At 61.4% G+C, this 19,828-nt stretch carries 22 protein-coding genes; 5 read left to right on the top strand and 17 right to left on the bottom strand.

Annotation, left to right across the window (positions count from 1 at the left end):
* The first annotated feature begins 56 nt into the window (after positions 1 to 56).
* The 3 genes from BLT09_RS21120 (at position 57) to BLT09_RS21110 (ending at position 1,605) form a co-directional block, all read left to right on the top strand.
* Positions 57 to 620 (top strand): hypothetical protein, encoded by a 564-nt coding sequence (locus BLT09_RS21120; protein WP_091596249.1) that lies wholly within the window; start codon positions 57 to 59, stop codon positions 618 to 620.
* Positions 621 to 1,066: 446 nt separating this feature from the next.
* The gene (locus BLT09_RS35530) at positions 1,067 to 1,198 is read left to right on the top strand and encodes a hypothetical protein (protein ID WP_268931486.1); all 132 of its coding nucleotides are present in this window, start codon (positions 1,067 to 1,069) and stop codon (positions 1,196 to 1,198) included.
* On the top strand, positions 1,180 to 1,605 hold the full coding sequence (locus BLT09_RS21110) for a recombinase family protein (protein WP_091596245.1): 426 nt from the start codon (positions 1,180 to 1,182) through the stop codon (positions 1,603 to 1,605). Before BLT09_RS35530 ends, BLT09_RS21110 begins: the two co-directional genes overlap by 19 nt.
* A gap of 305 nt (positions 1,606 to 1,910) precedes the next feature.
* On the opposite strand, the gene BLT09_RS21105 is transcribed toward BLT09_RS21110, so the two are convergent.
* From BLT09_RS21105 to BLT09_RS21090, 4 genes are read right to left on the bottom strand one after another with little or no spacing between them, the layout of a single operon-like run.
* Complete coding sequence (locus BLT09_RS21105; protein ID WP_091596244.1) at positions 1,911 to 3,263, bottom strand: 5-methylcytosine restriction system specificity protein McrC; 1,353 nt, start codon at positions 3,261 to 3,263, stop codon at positions 1,911 to 1,913.
* Between the two features lie 2 nt (positions 3,264 to 3,265).
* A complete protein-coding gene (locus BLT09_RS21100; protein ID WP_091596241.1) occupies positions 3,266 to 4,246 on the bottom strand; it encodes an McrB family protein in 981 nt (326 codons plus the stop codon).
* Complete coding sequence (locus tag BLT09_RS21095; protein WP_091596239.1) at positions 4,239 to 4,892, bottom strand: hypothetical protein; 654 nt, start codon at positions 4,890 to 4,892, stop codon at positions 4,239 to 4,241. Before BLT09_RS21095 ends, BLT09_RS21100 begins: the two co-directional genes overlap by 8 nt.
* Complete coding sequence (locus tag BLT09_RS21090) at positions 4,876 to 6,009, bottom strand: DNA-methyltransferase (protein WP_091596237.1); 1,134 nt, start codon at positions 6,007 to 6,009, stop codon at positions 4,876 to 4,878. Before BLT09_RS21090 ends, BLT09_RS21095 begins: the two co-directional genes overlap by 17 nt.
* A gap of 527 nt (positions 6,010 to 6,536) precedes the next feature.
* Between BLT09_RS21090 and BLT09_RS21085 the strand changes: the two genes are divergently transcribed.
* Positions 6,537 to 6,770 carry a hypothetical protein gene (locus tag BLT09_RS21085; RefSeq protein WP_091596235.1) on the top strand — a complete coding sequence of 78 codons (234 nt, stop codon included), beginning with the start codon at positions 6,537 to 6,539 and terminating at the stop codon, positions 6,768 to 6,770.
* Between the two features lie 156 nt (positions 6,771 to 6,926).
* On the opposite strand, the gene BLT09_RS21080 is transcribed toward BLT09_RS21085, so the two are convergent.
* From BLT09_RS21080 to BLT09_RS21060, 5 genes are all read right to left on the bottom strand, one after another.
* Positions 6,927 to 7,253, bottom strand: a complete 327-nt coding sequence (locus tag BLT09_RS21080; protein ID WP_091596233.1) for a helix-turn-helix domain-containing transcriptional regulator — start codon at positions 7,251 to 7,253, stop codon at positions 6,927 to 6,929.
* Between the two features lie 2 nt (positions 7,254 to 7,255).
* Positions 7,256 to 7,450 (bottom strand): type II toxin-antitoxin system RelE/ParE family toxin, encoded by a 195-nt coding sequence (locus BLT09_RS21075; protein ID WP_236473623.1) that lies wholly within the window; start codon positions 7,448 to 7,450, stop codon positions 7,256 to 7,258.
* A gap of 180 nt (positions 7,451 to 7,630) precedes the next feature.
* Positions 7,631 to 8,464, bottom strand: a complete 834-nt coding sequence (locus BLT09_RS21070; RefSeq protein WP_091596509.1) for a protein NO VEIN domain-containing protein — start codon at positions 8,462 to 8,464, stop codon at positions 7,631 to 7,633.
* A gap of 487 nt (positions 8,465 to 8,951) precedes the next feature.
* Entirely contained in the window at positions 8,952 to 9,263 is a 312-nt protein-coding gene (locus BLT09_RS21065) for a hypothetical protein (protein ID WP_091596231.1), read from the bottom strand.
* A 182-nt stretch (positions 9,264 to 9,445) separates the two neighbouring features.
* Positions 9,446 to 9,949 carry a MarR family winged helix-turn-helix transcriptional regulator gene (locus BLT09_RS21060; RefSeq protein ID WP_091596230.1) on the bottom strand — a complete coding sequence of 168 codons (504 nt, stop codon included), beginning with the start codon at positions 9,947 to 9,949 and terminating at the stop codon, positions 9,446 to 9,448.
* Between the two features lie 131 nt (positions 9,950 to 10,080).
* Here BLT09_RS21060 and BLT09_RS21055 point away from each other — a divergent pair, with 131 nt between their 5' ends.
* Positions 10,081 to 10,569, top strand: a complete 489-nt coding sequence (locus tag BLT09_RS21055; RefSeq protein WP_091596228.1) for a methyltransferase family protein — start codon at positions 10,081 to 10,083, stop codon at positions 10,567 to 10,569.
* A 30-nt stretch (positions 10,570 to 10,599) separates the two neighbouring features.
* Here the strand turns inward: BLT09_RS21055 and BLT09_RS21050 are convergent, their stop codons facing one another.
* The 8 genes from BLT09_RS21050 to BLT09_RS21010 form a co-directional block, all read right to left on the bottom strand.
* Positions 10,600 to 12,432: an ABC transporter ATP-binding protein gene (locus BLT09_RS21050; protein ID WP_091596225.1), complete on the bottom strand. Its 1,833-nt coding sequence runs from the start codon at positions 12,430 to 12,432 to the stop codon at positions 10,600 to 10,602.
* Positions 12,429 to 13,373 carry an acetamidase/formamidase family protein gene (locus BLT09_RS21045; RefSeq protein ID WP_091596223.1) on the bottom strand — a complete coding sequence of 315 codons (945 nt, stop codon included), beginning with the start codon at positions 13,371 to 13,373 and terminating at the stop codon, positions 12,429 to 12,431. Before BLT09_RS21045 ends, BLT09_RS21050 begins: the two co-directional genes overlap by 4 nt.
* Positions 13,363 to 14,949: an ABC transporter substrate-binding protein gene (locus BLT09_RS21040; RefSeq protein ID WP_413468422.1), complete on the bottom strand. Its 1,587-nt coding sequence runs from the start codon at positions 14,947 to 14,949 to the stop codon at positions 13,363 to 13,365. Before BLT09_RS21040 ends, BLT09_RS21045 begins: the two co-directional genes overlap by 11 nt.
* 101 nt (positions 14,950 to 15,050) lie before the next feature.
* Complete coding sequence (locus BLT09_RS21035; protein WP_091596221.1) at positions 15,051 to 15,971, bottom strand: ABC transporter permease; 921 nt, start codon at positions 15,969 to 15,971, stop codon at positions 15,051 to 15,053.
* A complete protein-coding gene (locus BLT09_RS21030) occupies positions 15,968 to 16,876 on the bottom strand; it encodes an ABC transporter permease (protein WP_091596219.1) in 909 nt (302 codons plus the stop codon). The genes BLT09_RS21035 and BLT09_RS21030 overlap by 4 nt, the downstream gene beginning before the upstream one ends.
* Positions 16,854 to 17,453, bottom strand: a complete 600-nt coding sequence (locus BLT09_RS21025; protein ID WP_091596217.1) for an ANTAR domain-containing response regulator — start codon at positions 17,451 to 17,453, stop codon at positions 16,854 to 16,856. Before BLT09_RS21025 ends, BLT09_RS21030 begins: the two co-directional genes overlap by 23 nt.
* On the bottom strand, positions 17,450 to 18,577 hold the full coding sequence (locus BLT09_RS21020; protein WP_091596215.1) for a transporter substrate-binding protein: 1,128 nt from the start codon (positions 18,575 to 18,577) through the stop codon (positions 17,450 to 17,452). The genes BLT09_RS21025 and BLT09_RS21020 overlap by 4 nt, the downstream gene beginning before the upstream one ends.
* A gap of 975 nt (positions 18,578 to 19,552) precedes the next feature.
* A partial coding sequence (locus BLT09_RS21010) for a group II intron maturase-specific domain-containing protein (RefSeq protein WP_280141205.1) occupies positions 19,553 to 19,828 on the bottom strand: 276 nt, incomplete at its 5' end.

Here is a 19,828-nt window from a genome sequence, read left to right as displayed (position 1 = left end):
GGGCGCATTTCAGGCGTAGACTAGTTAAGCCTAGAAATCGAGTAAAGGAGCCAGAAGTGTCTAAATCTGACGTATTCATCCCGTTCGATCGGGAATTGTACTCGGACATTGTCTATCTATCCGACGGCAAGATCGACCCTAGCGGGCTTGCTGAAGGCCTCGTGCGCGACTGGATCGAAAATACAATCCGAGACGGTCGGTGGCCGGAGGAGCATCTCGAAGCGGTGGCCGAGAAGTATGCGCCTGAAGTGTACGCGCAGTGGATGGAGGAGGACTTTCGCACGTATACGCGCCGAGAAGAAGCAGCGCCCCTGGTGTGGAAGGAGGTTACGCTTCGCCCAGGTGCGGAAGTACGCATGGCCTACGGCGGCAAGCATCATTACGCCAAGGTTGAGAAGGGGAGGATCGTCGATGCGGATGGCTCCTACTCTCCCTCAGAGTGGGCGTCCAAGGTTGCGGAGGGCACGTCCAGGAATGCTTGGCGCGACCTGTGGTTCAGGGAGCCGCCGTCCTTCACGTGGGTTCCCGCACAGCTTTTGCGGCAACAGGCCGTGGAAGAACTTAGTCGGCGTTCCAATCCCAACCCTGCGGGAGGCAATGATGAGCAAGCATCGACGTGACTGTGTGAAGCTCTGCAGGGAGGCAGGGCTCCATCCGCTCGAAACCGAAGATCGCGGTAAACACTGGGCGGTAGTCTGTGTCGAGGGCCGGGTCTTCTGTCCCTCTACGCCGTCAGACAATCGGTGGCGCAGGAATCTCTACGCCGTCGCCCGGCGACTGGGAGCAATGCCGTAGTCGCCTGCTAATCTTCCACTCCTATACTCGCGTGGAGCCAGTGTCAGTTCCGCGCCTGGTTCAGATCAGAGACAGAAATTGACCAGCCAACAGGGAAACCCCACGACGTGGTTCACCGCTGACCGAACCGACCGCAAAAGCCTTACCCAACTCCGCAAACAGCGGAACCAATCCCAACCATGCAACCTCAAGGGCTGCTCTCATAAAGGCCAAGCGCGTCCGTGAGGCATGGGGACGGAAGAAGGTGGCCGCCGCTGCGGAAGGTAGGCCGATGACCGAAAGGCTCCCCGCGTGGCTTTCAATGAACCCCGACCGCTTAGGCTTCTCTGTGATCGAGGAGCGCGCGGCCATTGTGCGCCGCATGTTCAAGGATGCTGACAGGGCATCGGGCAGCACACCATAGCCCATCGGCTCAACGCGGAAGCCGTCGAGACTTTCGGGGATGGTGGGCGCAAGGCCGCATTCTGGCACCGCTCTTACATTGCCAAGATACTCAAGAACGCTGCGGTTATCGGGACAATGACGCCGCATGAAACGAGGATAGTGGACGGGAAGAAGAAGCGCGATCCGCTCGCCCCTATTCCGGACTACTACCCTGCCATCGTGCCGGTAGCATTGTTTAGCAGTGCCAGCCTTACAGCCATGAACTTGGCTCTACGAGATGCTTTCACCCAATGCGTGGTCGATTTCAGGACCGGGGATTTGCGCTTCTATTGGCGGCAGGGCGGAGACCCCACGGTGGTTGCCTATATCGTCGCGCTGATCGAAGCGAAGGAAGCCGAATACGCTGGTGCCAGGCTTCCGAGTTGACGATAGCGTCGATGGCAATCATTCTCTACGATACAAGGGTCACTGCCATCTAATCGGACAGGAGCCGCCGGTTCAATTGAACCGGTAGCTGTGAACGGGACGGGCACAAACACCCCTCGACCGTGGTTTCGCCGATAGCAATACCGCAGAAACGTACCACTTTGGCGGAGGATTTGCGCCCTCCGAAGGCAGAGGTCACAGGTTCGAATCCTGTCGGGTGCGCCAAAGGGCAAAATAGACGCCGCACCCATTCCGAAAACAGCTCACGAAGGCCGCTTGTCGTCTCGTAGGGAGGCGACGAGAAGTCAGAGCAACAGTCTAACTGCCTCCACAAGGTTGGTTTCCTCAGTCTCGATAGGCTCCGCGTTCAAATCGACCATGCCGTTGTAGACTTGGAAATCGCCTACCTGCCCGCATAGTTCGGTCGGCTGGCGTTCTGCCTTGCGGCCGGCGTGCAAAAGCATCACACGATGAGCGCCATAGCGGGCACCATAAAGGACGACCTGATTAACGTCATCACGTTCCGGCACTTTCGGGGCCGGTTTATATTTCGCATCGATAACCAACTTGGTCTTACCTTCGACATCGATCACAATGTCGGGGGTCACCCCGGGGTTCTTTAGGCCCTCCGCAATCGGATCAAAAAGGTCGAGCTTCGCACCACCCTCACCCCCCTTGTTTCCATCCTTGACCTCGATACGCTCGTCTTCGCGCAGGCCGTCCGCTAAGACGCGACGAACATAGTTCTCGAACACCTTGGCCATGTCGATCAGAATGGAGGGTAAGATCGCAACCCCACCGTTCCCTCGAATTGACAGGCCAATATCGAAGATGATGAGCTGTGCCACCATTAACGCATCCGCGTAGTATTCGTGCTGCGACGGCAACCTGTGAACGAACCCCGCGATGGCTTCCGGCGAAACCTCCGACAATAGCGGACGTCCGACACCAACGAGACGATTGACGGCTTGTCTTAGGCGTAGAACACGCGCACGTTGAGCGTCTTCCCTAATACCAATGTACCGCGCAAGCAGCTTCTCGAACGCGTGCCGCAAGACACGGTTCGGCCCGAAATCCGGGCTCCGGTGGAAGGCCGACGACACCGCGACAGGACGGCCGGATTTGGCTGACAACCATTGGCTTTGAAAGGGCATGATGCGACCCACCGGTGCAGATCCCACGCGCTGCACACGGCCATATGTCTTCATCAGGCCGCCTTCCCACACGTGATCGAAGGCGTCGAGCAACTGGTCCGTAAGTATGTCAAATAGGGACGCAGGACGGTCAACGGCGTGAGCGAACTGCCGAGTGTATTTCCGCAGGATGTCTGGCGTATACCCTACTGCCATGCCGACGAGACGCTCGAGATTTCCAACCGGAACCCGAGTGCTTACCTCAAGGGCGAAAGAATCGTTGAGGGGGATATACCCCACCCAACCCGAGCACTGGATCGCTGGTCGATTCTTGGAGTAGGTTGGTCGAAAGAGCTTCAGGACGTCATCATAGACATCTAGCGATCCGTCCGTCCTGACCAATTCCGGCGGAAGCAGGATGGTATCCTGTTCGACAGCAGCTATTGGTTTTCGCGCGAGGCGTCCGGCGCTTGCGAAGCCGCGCCCATCGATCGCTTCGCCCAACGCCGCCAAATTAACAGCCATTCTTACGTCGCCTGGCCCGGTTGCAGCTGTGTATCTTCGACTGTGGGAAGAATTGCGCCGCCATCCCCGATACCTCCCTCCGGCGGAAATGACCTAAGCCACATGCGTATGATTTCGCTGAGCATGTCCTTGTCCAACCTGCAAGCTTTCTTGAAGAACGGGAAGAGGCGGAAATCCCAGGCACGGCGGGCACTGGCCTCATCTATGCAGTTGTTAAAATAGGCATGTCCAAGACGGACCATCTCGTCATCTAATTTTTGCACGCCCTCGAAAAAGGCTGCGACGCGGTCGATCAAAGCGCGATCGGCGCCTTTGTCAGCGAGAATGGCCCTCAAGGCGAGGACGTCCGGCAACATGTCGATCTGGGCGAACCGACGTTCCAGCGCGACATCAAGTTCATCGACGCCTTTGTCCCAAGGATTCATGGTTGCGAGGATCACCAAATTGCGCGGAACCACTAGGGAACTGCCGGAGGCCAAGGTGAATTCGAGCCCTCGCTTGTCAACTTCCATGTAGGTTAGTGCTTCTCCGAACACTCGTGCGACGTCGCAACGGCTGATCTCGTCAATCAGTAGGACGTGTATGATATCGGGGCGCTCAGTGGCATCTTCGCATAACAGTGGGAAGGACTTCTTCTGCAGCTCGAAACCGCCGCCGTCCTTAGGCGCGAAGCCTTCCATAAAGTCTTCGTATTGGTAGGATGTGTGGAACTGCACAATCCTGATCGCCTCTGGTTCGCCTGCAATGGTATGTGCAATGCGCTTTGCGTACCAGCTCTTGCCTGTGCCAGGAGGACCGGACAGTATGACCCCTGCAAATCCCATTTCCAGTGCAGCTCGGACTTTTGTCAGCACCTCGTTGTCGTCGGGCAGTCGTTCGATCTCTTCCTCTGCTGGGAGCGAAACTGTCTCCATCCCAATGGGCGTGACGCCTAAGTCTTCTAACGACAGCGGGCGAACCCTATTGCTTGTCATGCTATTCATTCTGAGCCGCCTCCGTCTTCAAAAGTTCGAGGTCTCCGAGTTTGAACGTCCCTAAGTCATCGGCGAACAGGATATCAAAGATCCTTTTCTGACTTCCGACGCCGGCAGCAAGGCCGAACTCGCTGCGAAATAGCGCCACGACACTCTGGATGTTCGGAGGATCGATCCGGAAACCGTAGTCGCGATAGAGGAATGCAGTCAAAGCGCCGATTGGTACTTTGCGCCCCTTTAGCAAGCGATCCAAGGCCAGTGAAGCGTGGCCATCGCGTAGCGTATAGGTTGCACTTTGGCGTTCGCCGACAACCTTGATGACCTCTATGAGCTTGCCTTTGGATCTTAACGAACCAGGCGCGTACGATCCGGCCACATTCGAATTGAAGGCTTCCAGGCCTTGGCCTCGCGACTTGAAGGGTCGGACATAGGGCGCCCTGTCCGAAGCTCCTATTACCCTAAGATATTTCTCATGGAATTCGGCGATGTCTCCAAAGTGAATTGGGAGGCCTTGATTTCCCTGCTGCGCCCTAAGGATCGCCAGGTATCCGGCGAAGTGTTCGTGGATGGGATTCTGCTCCAGCTTCCCGATGGAACGAAGCACCACTTCTTTTTTGAAGACGTAGGTATTTAACGCGTTAGTCGGATCCGCCACGTTGCGCAGGCCTTTTCGAATCAGGTTTCTGCGCCAAATCTACACCAACAGCACTGCGGCCGACATCGATTGCGGCGCGCAAGGTAGTTCCGGTACCCATGAAGGGATCAAGCACTATGCCCGGGCGAAAGGGACCGGCACATCCACAGTCAGTCCACCCCGTGGTCTCACGTTTGGCGAAGGTGAATTCACGAAAGTACCCACCCAATACAGCCTTTGCTTCGGCGGCAAGAACCTTTACATCGGCTGAATTTCGGCCAGTGCCAGTTTGGACGCGCATCGCTTTGCCTGCATCCGAGATGCCCGTCGCCTGAATAGCGGCAATATGAGCCGCAGTCAGGCCATGTTCGTTAGCCAATTCCATAGCGCGCTTGGCTTGGGGGCGCGAAGGGTCAAGCCGTCCCGTGCGGTTGACAATACGTCGGCGTGGCCTGCCACAGCACGTACAAACCTGTTCCGGGCAAGCCAGGGTTAGGATACGATCGACCAATTCAGTTGGGTAAGGAGCGAGATGGTTGCTGGTATCGCGCCTCAAGCCGATTTGCCACACGTCGCTGGGGCCGGTGCCGTTACCATATTTCGCGGCATACCCGAACTGGTCGTAGTAGTAATCGCGTCGGCGTATCGAAAAATGGATGATGTATTCGTGCCGGCTCTTGAGCCGATCCTTGGCCGGATCGGGCATCCCGGCATCCTTAACCCAAATGATTCTATTTCGGACGGTCCAGCCAGCATTCTGCGCAGCGATCTCCAAGCGACCGGGCGTATTCGCCAGCGAGCCTTTATAGTAGGTGTCTCCGATGTTAATGAAGACCGAACCCCATACGGGCAGGATGGTCTTCCAGTTTTCCATGCAGCCAACAAGGCTTTCCACAAATGCGTCTGCAGTCGGCTCCTGGCCGATCTGGCCTTCGACTCCATAATCGCGCTTCATCCAATACGGCGGTGACGTCACAACCATATCAGCTTCGCCAGCCTTCAGGTGAACATTGCGGGCATCACCGAAGAGTTTCTTCAAAAATGGCTGCTGAACTGGGCGTTTAGTATTTGAAAGCCGGCCCTCTTGGACCGGCGGTCGTTCTTCCCATTCACTTGGCGGGGTGACCTGGAAATTCATAGAGCCCTCCGTTCGAATATCTGGATCGTCAGCAGGCAACGCCAACTAAAATCGGTTCTTGACTTTCGCGACACACGCCGGAATTCCATCTGTATTAACTCATTCACATGGACTCGTCGAGGGGGCTGGAACATTATTCGCAGCGAGTGACGTAGGTTGTCAACTTATGCGGGTAATCTGAATTCGACGCCAGAACATAAAGAGAACATAGCATGTACAGAAGTGAAAGAAAAGCCCGTCTCGCCAGATTCTTCAACTCCTGGTTACATTGGAGGCTTGAGCGAACCGTCATGGTGCCGGCCGACTGCGGCCATTCCGGGTTTCGAGATGGGGATAACGCCTGCGGCCGGGCTGGGCGGATCTCGCGCAAGAACAAGGGGGCTCTCTGAAAGGGCGTAACTACGCCATCCAAATAATCTCGAAAGCCGAGCGTCGAATTCAGTCCCTGGCCCGCCCATCATCCGTGTTCTGGAACCCAATCGGCCTCAAACGACTTGTTCTTGGCTGGATCTCGAAAGGAGACCCCATTGTCCGCACCGAAGGAAATGGATGTCGTCCTCGAAAAGCTGCCTTTGAGGATCGGCGCCTACATACCCGACGACTTGCTGGAAGACTGGTTCGCGCCGGGAACGGGCATGAACCCGGTCAGCCCGGCAGCGCTGGCGGCCGCCAAGACTTACGGATGGCGCTTCGAATGCGAGTTCAAGCACTATCCCGAACGGATGGAGGGCGTGTTCTGGAAGTGGGTGCCGGCGATCTGATCCGCAGAATTTGCATCGGCCCCTTGGCGCTTCAATGATCGCGGTTGCCGCGGCGCGTGATCGCCCGCCTGGCGCTCAGCCGCGCCTCATAGACGGGCGGAAACTCGGCAGCAAGGAAAGTGAAATTTCGACATGGCTGCCGACGGCAGACTTTCGTCAGGCCGCGTCGGCCACGGTATGCACCGTCAGACGCACCCCGGTTTCGATCTGCAGGGCGCGGATGACGCCGAGAAGGTTCTCCGCCGTAGGGTTGCCGCTTGGTCCGAACATGCGCATGAGGCTCTTCGGCGACTTGCCGACGATTTGACCCAGCCGCTCGAAGCCGATCGTGGCGTTGATCGCCTCGCGCATCGCCGCGCGGCCGCCAGCAGCATCGCCATCGAGCAGACCCTGCACCGCTTGGCGCAACAACGCCTCCCGAAAAAGCGAATCGCGCTCAGCCCGTGCGCGCACCGTCTCGCGAAAATCCCTCGTCAACGGCATGACTATCTATCCTTCCTGCTGCCCGCGCGCTTGCGCGCCCTGTAATCGCACGAGTGTCTCAGCGCGTCGTGTTTGTCGTCCTGCTGCCGTCTCTTCGTTCCACCGCCCAGCAGGATCACCAGCGTCGTGCCGTCCCAGCCGAAATAGATCCGATAGCCGGGTCCGCGATCGATCCCGAAGTTCCGCCGCACCTTCACCGATCGGCTTCGCGGTCGACGTATTGCCGTCGTGGCGAGCCGCGTCCTGACAAGCGCCGCTGCTTGGCCGTCGAGCGCCTTTGCGGAAGGGGGATTTCATCCTTTTCGGTCTCTTCAATACGGACAATATGGTCCCGTTTATGTTACCAAATTGCAAGCAGTTTCAAATACTGCGAGGCATCAGAAATGCGCCCGCCACGTCGCCGCCTTCAGCAGCACGGATCTGTCCAGCGGTGGCGTGAGCTCGAAGGCGCGCGGTTGGTGCACGAAGTCGAATAGCCGGACCAGCCGGAACGCATCCGGCCGCTCCTCCGAGAAGGCCCGTTCGTTCTCAGAAAGCAGGAACGGGGTCTGCTTGTGACCGGTGGTGGTCTTCACCTCGATCAGCCGCTCGCTGCCGGCCGGACCGAATGAGCGGATGTCATAGCCGGCGCCGTCGCCATCCTCCACTGATACCCACCGCACCTTCCGGGCAAGATCGTCGCGTCCTGCCGCGCGCAAGCCCGACTGCTCGGCGAAGAAGACGCGTTCCTCGCCGCTCTGGCCCAGCTGTCGGTTGCGGGCGTCCCGCAGTGCCGGATCAAACTTCCGCACGATTCGCTCCAGCACGGGCGGAATAGCCTCGAAAGCCGCGACAGGTGGCGCTTCGAAGAAAAGCGGCTGGGGCTCTTGCAAGCCGGGTGCTGCTGCCGGCGGTATCGGATTCTCAAAGAGCGCCGGATTGCTGGCGATATGGCGCTCGACGCCGTCGACCAGGGCGCGCTGGTAGTTCGCCATCGGCTTGTATCCGGCAATCGGCCGCATGCTGAGCCGATAGAGCACCGCACTTATGTTCTGGTGCTTGAATTCGATCGAGCCGCGGCTGCGGCCGGTAAGTTCTTGCAGCGCCGCGTTACGCTGCGCCTTAACAAAGGGGCGGCCCGCCAGTTCCAGCGACAGCATGTCGAAGTAATCCGCAACGATCAGGTCGATCTCGCGGTCGTTCCAATCAGTGCCGGCCGGTGCGTCGGACATGATCAAAGCTGGCCAGAGAAGGCGCGGGGTTGGAGGAGGAGAGGAGTGAGCTGGTGTCTCGTTTATCCAATCGCATGCGTTGATCTCCGACTGATGTTAGAGCGGTCGTGTAGCGATCCTGGCTGTCGGCGTCCGGGATAAGAATGGAGATTGAGACCATTTCCTTCGCGTTGATGTTTGCCACGATGCTCTTTGCCGATCGGACGCGCAAGGCACGCCTAACACTTCGAATCTGCGCATGATCCTATCAGAAAATCGATTCCAGTTTTCGGGATCATGCGCCAGGGCGGTTCAGCTTTTGATCGAACCGCCGAATTGCTCCAACTATTTGTTGTTACCCGTGCAGGTGCAGGTTGGGGCATAGGGACATTTTGGTGCATAAAAACTGGGGAGCCGCCTGGCGGCCCCCCACCCCATCGGCCATCGGCCCAAACTCCTGCATTCAGTGATCGAATTGCCGCAAAACGGGGTCGCTGTCCTGACCGCCTCAGCCGCCGCCGATCGGCGTCGGCGTCTTTCCGGTTCCGCCGCATTCGGGGCAGGTGCGGCCGTCGATCATGCCTGTCCCGGCGCAGCGGCGGCAGATAATCACGCCGGCGCTGGGAATGCCTGGCGCGTCGGGATTGGCTTGATTTTCCGCAAATTGCCCAGGTTTGCCTTCCAGCTGCTTTTTCACCCGGGCGGCAGCCTCGTCGACTTCAAGCGGCATGCTGCTGTCATCAGGTTCGCCGGATGGGCCTATGGTTTCGTTGCGCGGCCGGTCGTTCGTGCCTGTCGTTATCTTTGCCTTCTGAGCCATTGCAGTACTCGTCTTGCGGTGGCGCAGCTCTCAGCTTTTGCGCTTCGAACGCCTCAGCTCCGCAGAGGTTCCGGTTGGCAATTGTTCGCCGGCGGGGCGGAGGGAAGCGGCAAAACGGCCGGCGAGCTTATCGCTCAAGCATCGGAGATCCCTTCAATGGCGCGCCGCTTTTTGGGCCAGCGCTAGGACAGCTGCTCCGAGCGCAGTTTCACATCGTCGCTCAGCTGCCGCACGACTTCTGCGGTCTTGCGGATGTCGGCTTCGTCGAGAGCGGCGCCCATGGTCGAGGCGATCGCCAGGAGCTGGGCGTTCAGCTCGCCGTAGCGCGCGGCGCCTTTGCGCGTCAGCTGCACAAGCTTCGAGCGCCGGTGTTTTGGATTGTCGATGAATTCGACCAGCCCCTCGGCCGCAAGCTCATCCGCCAGCCGCTGCATGCGCTGACGGCTGGTGGGTCGCATCTGGGCGATCTGCGGCACGGTGAGCGGGCCAAGCAGCGCAAGGCTTCGCATGAAGCCGAACGCACCGCCGCCCCAACTGGTGATGAGCCCTGTCTTCTGGCCGAGAGCACGTATTCTGAAGAAGCACTGGGCCACTTCGAGCATCAGCTCGGCGATCGCCTCGGCTTTGCCGTCAGCGATGGGGTCCGTCCCCGTCGTTCGGTCAGTCCCGTATCGTGCCGACGCCATCGCTTTCTTTCTCCTATTTCGTGCCAATTTCTGCGATTGACACCACGGTTGTCAACTTTTAGAATGACACCTTGGTTGTCGTTTCTAGGCGGCTATGGGCTTCGTAGCCCTAGCCATCTGCGGGAGCAGACATGGCAATGGACCAGGCTGGGCAAACCGACAGCGGAACCGCAGGCGTCATCGCGAGACCGCCGCTGCTCTTTCTCGCTGCTTTCCTGATTGGCTTCGTGCTGGATCGCCTGCTGCGCTTGCCGTTCCCGATTCCGGGGCTGGTCACCTGGATCATCGGCGGCGCGCTGATCCTGATCGGTTTTGCGCTTTTCGCCGCGGGCATTCGCAATTTCTCCCGCGCGGCGACGCCGGTGCCGACGAATGAGCCGACGCGCGTGCTGGTGACGACCGGCATCCACGGCTGGACGCGCAATCCGATCTACCTTGGCATGTTCCTCATCTATGGCGGCATCGGCGTGGCCGCGCAAAATAGTTGGATCCTTGTCCTCACGCTGCCGCTGGCGATCCTGATCCGCTACGGCGTCGTCGCCCGTGAGGAGGCCTATCTCGAGCGGCGGTTCGGCGATGCGTATCGCGGCTACCGGCAAACCGTGCGGCGGTGGCTCTGAGCCTCGCAAGAATGCCGACAGTTGCGCACGTCAGGAAACCGCAACAAGATGACCGTTGCCAAGATCCTTCAGGGCCAGTTTCGGCGGCTCTTCGCCAATTTTTCGGGTCGGGCTCGGGATCTCCTGATCGAGACGCGCGAAACGCGGCCGGCGTCTTGCCGGATCGGGCACCGGCACGGCCTCGATCAAGCGCTTGGTGTACGGGTGGCGCGGGTTCGAAAAGACCTGGTCGCGGGTGCCCATTTCGACGATCTGGCCGAGATACATGACGGCGACACGATCGGAAATGTTCTCGACCACCGCCATGTCGTGCGAGATGAAAAGATAGGCGATGCCGAATTCGCGCTGCAGTTCCTTCAGCAGGTCGAGCACGCGGGCCTGCACCGACACGTCGAGCGCCGAAACGCTCTCGTCGGCGATGATCAGTTTGGGCCTGAGCGCCAGAGCGCGCGCGATGCAGATGCGCTGGCGCTGGCCGCCCGAGAATTCGTGTGGATAGAGCTCCATCTGGTCGGCCGACAGGCCGACGCGCTCGAACAGCGCCGCCACAAGCTGGCTGCGCTCTTCCTTCGAACCGATGCCATGGATCAACAGCGGCTCGGCAACGAGGTCGCCGACGCGCATGCGCGGGTCAAGCGAGGCATAGGGATCCTGAAAAATCATCTGCACATCGCGGCGAACCGCCTTGCGCTGGTCACGGCCAAGGCCCGCCAGATTGCGCCCGCCGATGACGATATCGCCGTGGTAGGGCACAAGCCCGGCCAGCGCCTTGGCGGTGGTCGACTTGCCGCAGCCGGATTCGCCGACCAGCGCCAGCGTCTCGCGCGGCGCGATCGAAAAGCTGATGCCTTCGACGGCGTGGACACGGCGGTTCACTTGGCCGAAGAAGCCACCGCGCAGGTCGAAGCGGACATGCAGATCGTTGACCACCGCCACGCTTCCGGGCATTTCCGCTTCGACCGATTTTTGTTCGGCGGATTTTTGGCGGCCGACGCCGGTACCAATGCGCGGCACGGCAGCGAGCAGCTCGCGCGTGTAGTCGGCTTGCGGGCGCGAAAAGATATCGGCGGCTGTTCCCTGCTCGACCATGCGGCCGTGCCGCATGATGACGACGCGATCGGCCATTTCGGCAACCACGCCCATGTCGTGGGTGATGAGGATGACGCTGGTGCCGTGTTCGCGCTGCAGATCGCGCAAAAGTTCCAGCACCTCGCCTTGCACGGTGACATCTAGCGCCGTCGTCGGCTCGTCGGCGATCAGCACATCCGGTTTCAGCGCCAGCGCCATGGCGATCATCACGCGCTGGCGCATGCCGCCGGACAGTTCATGCGGAAACTGTTTTAGCCGGCTTTCGGCTTCCGAGATGCGGACGGCCTTCAGCGCCTCGACGGCGCGCCGGCGGGCCTCGGCACGCGACAGGCCGGTATGGGCCTCGATGGACTCGACCAGCTGCCGGCCGATCGACAGCACCGGATTGAGCGAGGTCATCGGCTCCTGGAAGATCATCGCGATGCGGGCGCCGCGAATACGGCGCATCCGACGCTCATCGAGCACCGCCAGATCGATGTCGCCTCGATCCATGTCGTGAAGCCGGATCATGCCTGACGATATGCGGGCGGCAGGCTGCGGCAAGAGCTGCATGATCGCCAGTGCGGTCATCGATTTGCCGGAACCGGATTCACCGGCAATGCAAAGCGTCTCGCCGCGCGCAAGCGAGAACGACAGATCTGATACCACCGGCCGCTCGCCGTCTTCGCCGCGCACGCTGACGGTCAGGTCGGAGATTTCCAGCACCGGACCAGCCGTGACCGAAACGGCCGGGGCGGGAGCCCCGGTCCGCTTGCTGGTTGCGCCTTTGCTCATTCGAAGACGCAGCGCGGGAAGTAGAACGACACCACCCAGTTCGGCATGTCGACGATCTCGCTGATCCGGAGATCGCCGCAGACCGAAACCAGCATGTAGGCCTCGACCGGGTCCATTCCGTAGCGGCCGGCAAGCAGGTCGATCATTTGCGAGACCGCTTCCCTGGCGCCCGTCATCAGGTCCGGTCCGATGCCGGTCGTCACCTCATAGCCCTTGGCGTCGAGATGGCGCGTCACCGGGCCCGGTGTGGTGAAGCGCGGTGTCTTCAACCGCGCATCCTTGACCAGGTCGAGCTTGAGCACGACATCCATCGGGCTTTCGATCGCCGTGCCGCACACTTCACCGTCGCCCTGCGCGGCATGCGTGTCGCCGACCGAAAACAGCGCACCGGCGACCTCCACCGGCAGATAGAGCGTGGTGCCCGCCGCGAGATCGCGGATGTCGAGATTGCCGCCGACGCGCCTTGGCGGCACCACCGAGTGGAGACCCATTTCAGCCGGCGCGTTGCCGATGGTGCCGGCAAAGGGTTTTAGCGGCACCCGCGCATGCTTGCCGAACAGCGCCGGCTCGAGCGAGGCGGCGTCGTATGTCCAGATGTTCAGCGCCGGCTCCGGAAAATCGTCGGCGAGCAGCCCGAACCCCGGAATGTTCGCCGTCCAGCCGAAGCCGGACGGCTTGAACATCTCAATTGTGATCTTCAGCGCGTCGCCCGGCTCAGCCCCGTCGACATAGATGGGCCCGGTGACGGGATTCACCTTGGCGAAGTCGAGCAAAGCGACGTCGGCAACGGTGCTGTCGGGCTGAAGCTGGCCACCCGACGAATCGAGGCACTGGAACTCGATCGTCGAACCGGGCGCCACCCGCTCAGTCGGGACAAAGGAATTGTCCCAGCCGAAATGGTGATGGCGCCCGTGGATGGTGTAGTCGCAGTTATTGCACATCGGTCACATACACATTGTCGTAGTTGATCGGGATATGGACAGGGTCGACATAGAGATTGTCGGCGCCGCCCATCCGGGGCGATTTCATGGTGAAACGCTGCTCGTTGAAGACCGGCACCCAGGGCGCGTCTTCCATGATCTTGCCGTAGATCGCGCTCCACATCCTGGCACGTTCGGCTGATTTGGCCGGATCGACGATCGAGTCAGCCTCCGCCGCCTTGGCGTCGAGGTCCTTGTTGCAGTACCACGACCAGTTCCAGCCGCCCGGAACCGCGCCGGCGCAGCTGAGGATCGGCCCGTAGAAATTCGACGGATCGGGGAAATCGGCGATCCAGGCCATGCCGCCGGACCAGATCATCGGCGCGCCGGCCTTGTCGCCGCCGGCCGCGATGACATTGGCTTGCGCCAGCGACTGGATGCTGGCCTTGATGCCGACTGCCGCCAGGTCCTGCTGGATCGCCTGGGCAATGCGCGGGTTGGGATCGGTGTTCATGGCGAACAGCTGGGTGTCGAAACCATCGGGATGCCCGGCCTCGGCAAGCAAAGCCTTGGCCTTGGCCACGTCATAGGGATAGCCCTTGAATTCCTTGTCGTAGCCGGGCATCGACGGCGGCAGCGGCTGGTTGGCCGGCACCCCGCGGTTGTTGATCAGCTGGACGATACGGTCCTTGTTGACCGCCATGTTGACCGCTTGCCGCACCTTCACATTGTCGAAAGGCGCCATGGTGGTGTTCATGGTGATGTAGCCGGTGTGCAACTGGCCGCCCTCGACGACACGGGCCTTCTGCTCGGGATCGGCCATCACCTCCTGGAACTTGGCCGGCGGAATAACGTCGCCGAGCACGTCGATCTCGCCCTTCTGCAGCCGCAGCAGCGCCACGATCGGCTCCTGCCCGATCTCGAAGGTGACCTTGTCGAGATGCGGCAGGCCCTTGTGCCAGTAATCCGGGTTGCGCTCGAAGACGACGCGCTGGCCGAGCGTCCATTCGGCGAACTTGAAAGCCCCGGTGCCGACCGGATGCTTGCCAAAATCCGCGCCGTATTTCTCGACCTCCTCCTTCGGCACGACATGCGAGAAGTTGATGGCCATGACATGCAGGAAGGTGGCGTCCGGCCGGGTCAGCTCGAACTTGATGGTGTAGGGGTCGATGACGGTGACGCCCGCCAGGCTTTCCGCCTTGCCTGCAGTTACATCCTCATGGCCCTTGATCGAGCCGAAGAAGCCGGCGCCCGGGCTCTGCGTCTTCGGATTGGTGACGCGATCGAGCGAATATTTCACGTCGTCGGCAGTCATCTCGCGGCCATTGTGGAACTTCACCCCCTGGCGCAGCTTGAAGGTGAAGGTCTTGCCGTCGGGCGCAATCTCGTAGCTCTCGGCGAGGTCGGGCCGCAGATTGGTGGTGCCCGGCTCGTAGTCCATCAGCCCGTCGAACAGGGTCTTGATCATCGACCAGTTCTGCCAGTCATAGCCGATGGCCGGATCGAGCGTGGCGACGTCGTCCTTGTAGGTAATGGTGATCGCGCCGCCCGGCTTGGCGTTCGGATCGACGACGTGTTCGGCGCGGGCGCTAGTCATGCCGAGCATCAGCGCGAGCGCCGATACCGCAACGGTTGAGGTCAAGAATTTCTTCATCTCATGTTCCCTTTCTCTGGTTGTTACCGGTCTTTTTTTGGTTTTCATCTGAGCTTGATGCGCGGGTCGATGAACGGTGCGACGGTGTCGGCCAGGAGATTGCCAAGCACGATGGCGAAGGCCGAAACCAGGGTGACGCCCATGATGATCGGAATGTCGACGCGCTGGATGGCCTGCCAGGCAAGCTGGCCGATGCCGGGCCAGCCGAACACGCTTTCGACCACTACGATGCCGCCCATGAAGATGCCGATGTCGATGCCGATCATGGCGATGACCGGCAGGATGGCGTTGGGCAGTGCATGGCGGAAAATGATGGCGCCGCGCGCAAGACCCTTGGCGCGGGCGGTCCGCATATAGTCCTGGCGCAGCACGTCGATCATCGACGAGCGCATCATTCGGGCGTACCAGCCGGCGCCGAGGATCCCCATGGTCAGCGAGGGCAGCACCAGATGGCGCCAGGTGCCGTAACCGCCGATCGGAAACCAGCCGAGCTGCACGGCGAATACATAAAGGAGCAGCAGGCCGACGACGAATTGCGGCGCCGAGACGCCGACAAAGGAAGCGACCATCAGCGTCTGGTCGGTGGCGGTGCCGCGCCTGACGGCGGCAAGCAGGCCCATCGTCAGGCCGATCGCCAGCTCGCAAAGGATGGCGCCGACCATCAGCAGCAGGCTTGCCGGCAGCCGCGAGACGATGAGCTCCGTGACCTCTGAACGCTGGATGTAGGAGCGGCCGAGATCGCCGCTGAGCAGGCTGATCAGATAGTGCCAGTACTGGATGAAGAAGGGCTGATCGAGGCCGAGCTGCCGGCGGATGTTCTCGACCGTTTCGGGCGTGGCACTGCGGCCGGCGATCTGGCGGACGGGGTCGGCGGGCAGCAGGTAGAGCAGTGCAAAGGTGATCAATGAGACGCCGAGCAGGATGAGCACGGACTGGATAACGCGGCGCCCAAGATAGGCGATCATGCCCGGCCCCTTTGCGTCGGATCGAGGATGTCGCGCAGCGCATCGCCGATGAGGTTGAAGGCCAGCGCCAGCGCCAGGATCGCCGCACCAGGAAAGAAGACCAGCCAGGGCGCTGCCTGAAAATATGTCTGGTTCTCGAAAATGATGTTGCCCCAGGATGCGGTCGGCGGCTGCACGCCGATGCCGAGATAGCTGAGCGTTGCTTCGAGCAGCACCGTGGTCGAGATGCCGAGCGTGCCCCAGACGATGATCGTCGGCAGCAGATGCGGCAGGATATGGCGAAACAGGATGCGTGGCGCGCTGGCCCCGATGGTGCGCTCGGCGTCGATGAACTCGCGCTCGGCGAGCGAGCTGGTCTCGGTGTAGATAACCCGCGCGGTCTGCACCCAGTTCACCAGTGCGATCACCATGGCGACGATCCACAGGCTCGGCTGGAGCACGGCCGCCAGGCAGATGGCGAGCAGCAGCGCCGGAAAGGCCATCATCAGATCGGTGAAGCGCATCAGCGCGCCACCGATCCAGCCGCGGAAATAGCCCGCGGTGACGCCGACCAGCGTGCCGATCAGAAGCGCCACGCCGTTGGCGACGATGCCGATGATCAGCGAGGTGCGTGCGCCGAAAAGGATGCGGGTCAGCAGATCGCGGCCGAGCAGATCCGTGCCCAGCCAGAAGCTGGCATTCGGCGGCAGGGGCGCGCCTTCAAGCGTCAGCCCGTCGAACATCTGCTCGTTCGGATCGTAGCCGGTCAGCCACGGCGCCAGGATGGCGCCGGCCACGACGACGGCAACGATCACCAGGCCGATCAATGCCAGGGGACGCTTGACCAGGCGCCGCCAGACGCCAGCGCGTGGCTTGACCGGGATGCGCCCGGTTGCCGGAAGATCAGGCGCGATGGGACTGGTCATCGCCGCCTTCTTCCGTCATCGCCACGATCCTGCGCGCGGCCTCCTCGACACTGATCTGCCAGCTCATCGCCAGCGACCGCAGCTGCGCATAGGCGCGGCCGTCCTCGGCACCTTTCGACAAGGCCTCCACCGCGCGCACGATGGTCTGGCGCTCCGCGACGCGCAGGCGAAGCGACGATATCTCGCCTGCCAAAAGCTTGCGCGCCTCGAAACTCTGCCGTGCGATCAACAGGGCGCTGTAGACGCCGGCATTGCCGACCGGCTTCAGCAACTGGGCGTCGGCCTTGTGTGACAGCGCCCACTCGATGCGGCCCGGCGCTTCGGAGCCGATCAGCGCGACCAGCGGCATCGGCGCCTCGCCCGGTGTCCAGGGGAATTGTTCATCGAAGCCGAGATCCGCATCGAAGAAAACGAAGTCCGCCGCGAGCGCCTCGGCCGGCAGTTCCGGCCAGCAGCCGACCGTCTCGAGGCCAATGGCCGACAATTGCCGCGTGATAGCTAGCACCGTCGGATGCGGACGATGCAGGACAAAGGCCCTGGCGCCGCCGAGATTCGGGATGCGCGGGACCTTGCTCACGAGACCACCCTCAAGCGTGGCCGGCCGAATGTCTCGGTCCGGTCATAGCGGGACAGATAGGGATCGGGCGCCACACCCTTGGTCAGCGTGACGGTCTTGAATGCGGTCCCCTCGATGCGCCCGATCTGCACCGGCAAGGTGGCGTGCTGGGTTTGCGGATCGATGGAGATGTCGCCGAGCGGGGTTCGAAACGAGGTTCCGGCAAAGGCCCGGGGCAGCTCCGGCCATTGTGCGCCGGGATTGCGGGCGAGGATTTCGGCAAGCGTCCGCACCGAGGCATAGGCGGCCGCCTCGAAGGACGAGGCAGGCATGATGGAGGGCGCCGAATCGCCCTGGCGATCCGCTGCCGCGATATCGTGAAAGTACGGCCCGACGGAAAGGTGACCATTGCCCGCCCCGTTGAGCGCCGGCAACTCGCATTCGGTGAGATTGCAGGACAGGATCGGGCAGCGCTCCGGCCTGAAATGCGGGTCGCGTTCGGCGAGCTCGGCATAGGCAGTGATAAAGGCGTAGGACGACGAGCCGATCAGGTTGTTCAGGACGAAATCCGGCCGGGTCGCATGGATCTCGGCGATCAGCCTGGAGACATCGACCTCGCCGAGCGGCAGATAACGTTCGCCCAAAACCTTGCCGCCGGCGTCGGCGATCAGGTCGCGCGCGACACGATTGGTCTCCCAGCCCCAGATGTAGTTCGAGCCGAGCAGGAAACCGTTGGCGCCGAAGCGCGGCACGACATGGGCCAGCAGCGGAACGAGATGCTGGTTCGGGCAAGCATGCATGTAGACGACATGCTCGTTCGCTTCGAAGCCCTCATAGGGACAGGCATACCAGAGCGTGCCGCCCGCGCGCTCGAGGATCGGGATGACCTCCTTGCGGCTCCATGACGTAATGCAGCCAATGATGTGGCGCGCGCCGCTGCTGGCGAGAATGTCGGCGCATCCCGTCGCGTAGCCATCGATGTTGCCCTGAGGGTCGCGTTCGACCGGAACGAATTCGATCGGGATGGCGGGATCGGCATTGACATCGGCGATGGCCGTCATCGCACCGGAACGGCAGGATTCGGACAGCAGGCGGTAGTTGCCCGACCGCGAGTAAAGGATGCCGATCTCGATGCGCCGTCCCAAGCAAATCCCCAAAATAACAATGCCCCGCAGCCGCCGCCGCGGAAGGCGAGGCATACGAGGCATTTTTGCCGCCCGGCGGTCGGAGCCGGTATTTTCGCCATTAGCGTATTCGGTACGGCGGGTCAGTCAAGCGGGAAAGTGGAGGCCGGGAAAGTGACCGCGTTGCGTCTGGTTGCGCGAGGGGTCTCGCAGAGAAACTCGTCCTATCCGGAAATGGCGTGTCCCGCCTGCGCGACGCACCTGCGCTAACGGGCGGGTTTTGCTTTGAATCTTACCTCGGCGGCTGGCTGGAGCCACAGCTAGACTACGCTTTCAGCCTCGCCCCGTCAGGATCGAAGAACGGCATCGCCGACACCACCGCGCGTGTCGGCATGTGCGTGAACGGCAGCCGCAGATGCGCGGTTACCAGCACCGTCCCCAGCGAATAGCCGTGGTCACTGTAGGTGACGACGCCGGCATCCTCGCCGCCTTCACGGTGACATTGGTGACGCTGATCGGCACCTCTGCGACGGCCGGCGCAGGTTACATGTGCGTGCGTTGTATACCTTGGCGATTGGCGGAAACGCCTGTCGCTTCGGCGTCCTGGGGCGGAGCAAGGAGCGAAGCGACGCGGGCGCAGACCCCGGGATTTATCCCGGACATCAGCCCAAGAATGCAGCGGACCAGGATAAATGCAGATCTGTAGTGATCCTTCGCGCCCCCCTCTGTCCTGCCGGACATCTCCCCCACTTGGGGGGAGATCGGCAGTTTTGGCGCACCGCTCGCTCTTGCAACGGTGGCGGTTCGCGAAGGCGGTGGTGGCGGCCAATCTCCCCCCTTGTGGGGGAGATGTCCGGCAGGACAGAGGGGGGCGCCTCGCTCCGCCATCAAAGGTTCTGTACCGCCGTGACGCTCTGAGGGCACGATCGGGTGGGAGGGAGCCTTGCGGCGTCCCCCCTCCCACACCACCGTGCGTACGGTTCCGTACACGGCGGTTCATGAAGCGTGGTTTAGGCGTCGAAGCTCGTTTTGAAGCGAGATCAGCCCGAGCTTGTTGAAGAAGGCATTGCGGAAGGCATCGCTCATATGACTGGCCCCGGCATTCCACCACGGGCCGCGGCCGTTTGAGGCCCCGTCACGCGCACGCTGCTCCGTCAATCCTCGCTGCATCAGCCGCATGAACCGGGTGCATGGCCGTTTCCATTGCCGCCACAGGATGCAGCGCAACCTGCGCCGTACCCAGCGATCCAGTTCCTCGAGAACCCCCTTGCC

The organism is Mesorhizobium muleiense, assembly GCF_900099905.1.
Taxonomy (GTDB): Bacteria; Pseudomonadota; Alphaproteobacteria; order Rhizobiales; family Rhizobiaceae; genus Mesorhizobium; species Mesorhizobium muleiense.
Note: the sequence above shows the minus strand (reverse complement) of the source record. Positions and strands in the feature narration are given on the sequence as shown.

What these genes read in the sequence shown, in the direction of transcription:
- BLT09_RS21105 (WP_091596244.1), bottom strand. Translation starts at nt 3,263, where the DNA reads ATGGCTGTTAATTTGGCGGCGTTGGGCGAAGCGATCGATGGGCGCGGC.
- BLT09_RS21060 (WP_091596230.1), bottom strand. Translation starts at nt 9,949, where the DNA reads ATGGCGTCGGCACGATACGGGACTGACCGAACGACGGGGACGGACCCC.
- BLT09_RS21070 (WP_091596509.1), bottom strand. Translation starts at nt 8,464, where the DNA reads ATGTCCGACGCACCGGCCGGCACTGATTGGAACGACCGCGAGATCGAC.
- BLT09_RS21040 (WP_413468422.1), bottom strand. Translation starts at nt 14,949, where the DNA reads ATGACTAGCGCCCGCGCCGAACACGTCGTCGATCCGAACGCCAAGCCG.
- BLT09_RS21080 (WP_091596233.1), bottom strand. Translation starts at nt 7,253, where the DNA reads ATGCCGTTGACGAGGGATTTTCGCGAGACGGTGCGCGCACGGGCTGAG.
- BLT09_RS21030 (WP_091596219.1), bottom strand. Translation starts at nt 16,876, where the DNA reads ATGACCAGTCCCATCGCGCCTGATCTTCCGGCAACCGGGCGCATCCCG.
- BLT09_RS21100 (WP_091596241.1), bottom strand. Translation starts at nt 4,246, where the DNA reads ATGAATAGCATGACAAGCAATAGGGTTCGCCCGCTGTCGTTAGAAGAC.
- BLT09_RS21055 (WP_091596228.1), top strand. Translation starts at nt 10,081, where the DNA reads ATGGCAATGGACCAGGCTGGGCAAACCGACAGCGGAACCGCAGGCGTC.
- BLT09_RS21050 (WP_091596225.1), bottom strand. Translation starts at nt 12,432, where the DNA reads ATGAGCAAAGGCGCAACCAGCAAGCGGACCGGGGCTCCCGCCCCGGCC.
- BLT09_RS35530 (WP_268931486.1), top strand. Translation starts at nt 1,067, where the DNA reads ATGACCGAAAGGCTCCCCGCGTGGCTTTCAATGAACCCCGACCGCTTA.
- BLT09_RS21045 (WP_091596223.1), bottom strand. Translation starts at nt 13,373, where the DNA reads ATGTGCAATAACTGCGACTACACCATCCACGGGCGCCATCACCATTTC.
- BLT09_RS21035 (WP_091596221.1), bottom strand. Translation starts at nt 15,971, where the DNA reads ATGATCGCCTATCTTGGGCGCCGCGTTATCCAGTCCGTGCTCATCCTG.
- BLT09_RS21090 (WP_091596237.1), bottom strand. Translation starts at nt 6,009, where the DNA reads ATGAATTTCCAGGTCACCCCGCCAAGTGAATGGGAAGAACGACCGCCG.
- BLT09_RS21065 (WP_091596231.1), bottom strand. Translation starts at nt 9,263, where the DNA reads ATGGCTCAGAAGGCAAAGATAACGACAGGCACGAACGACCGGCCGCGC.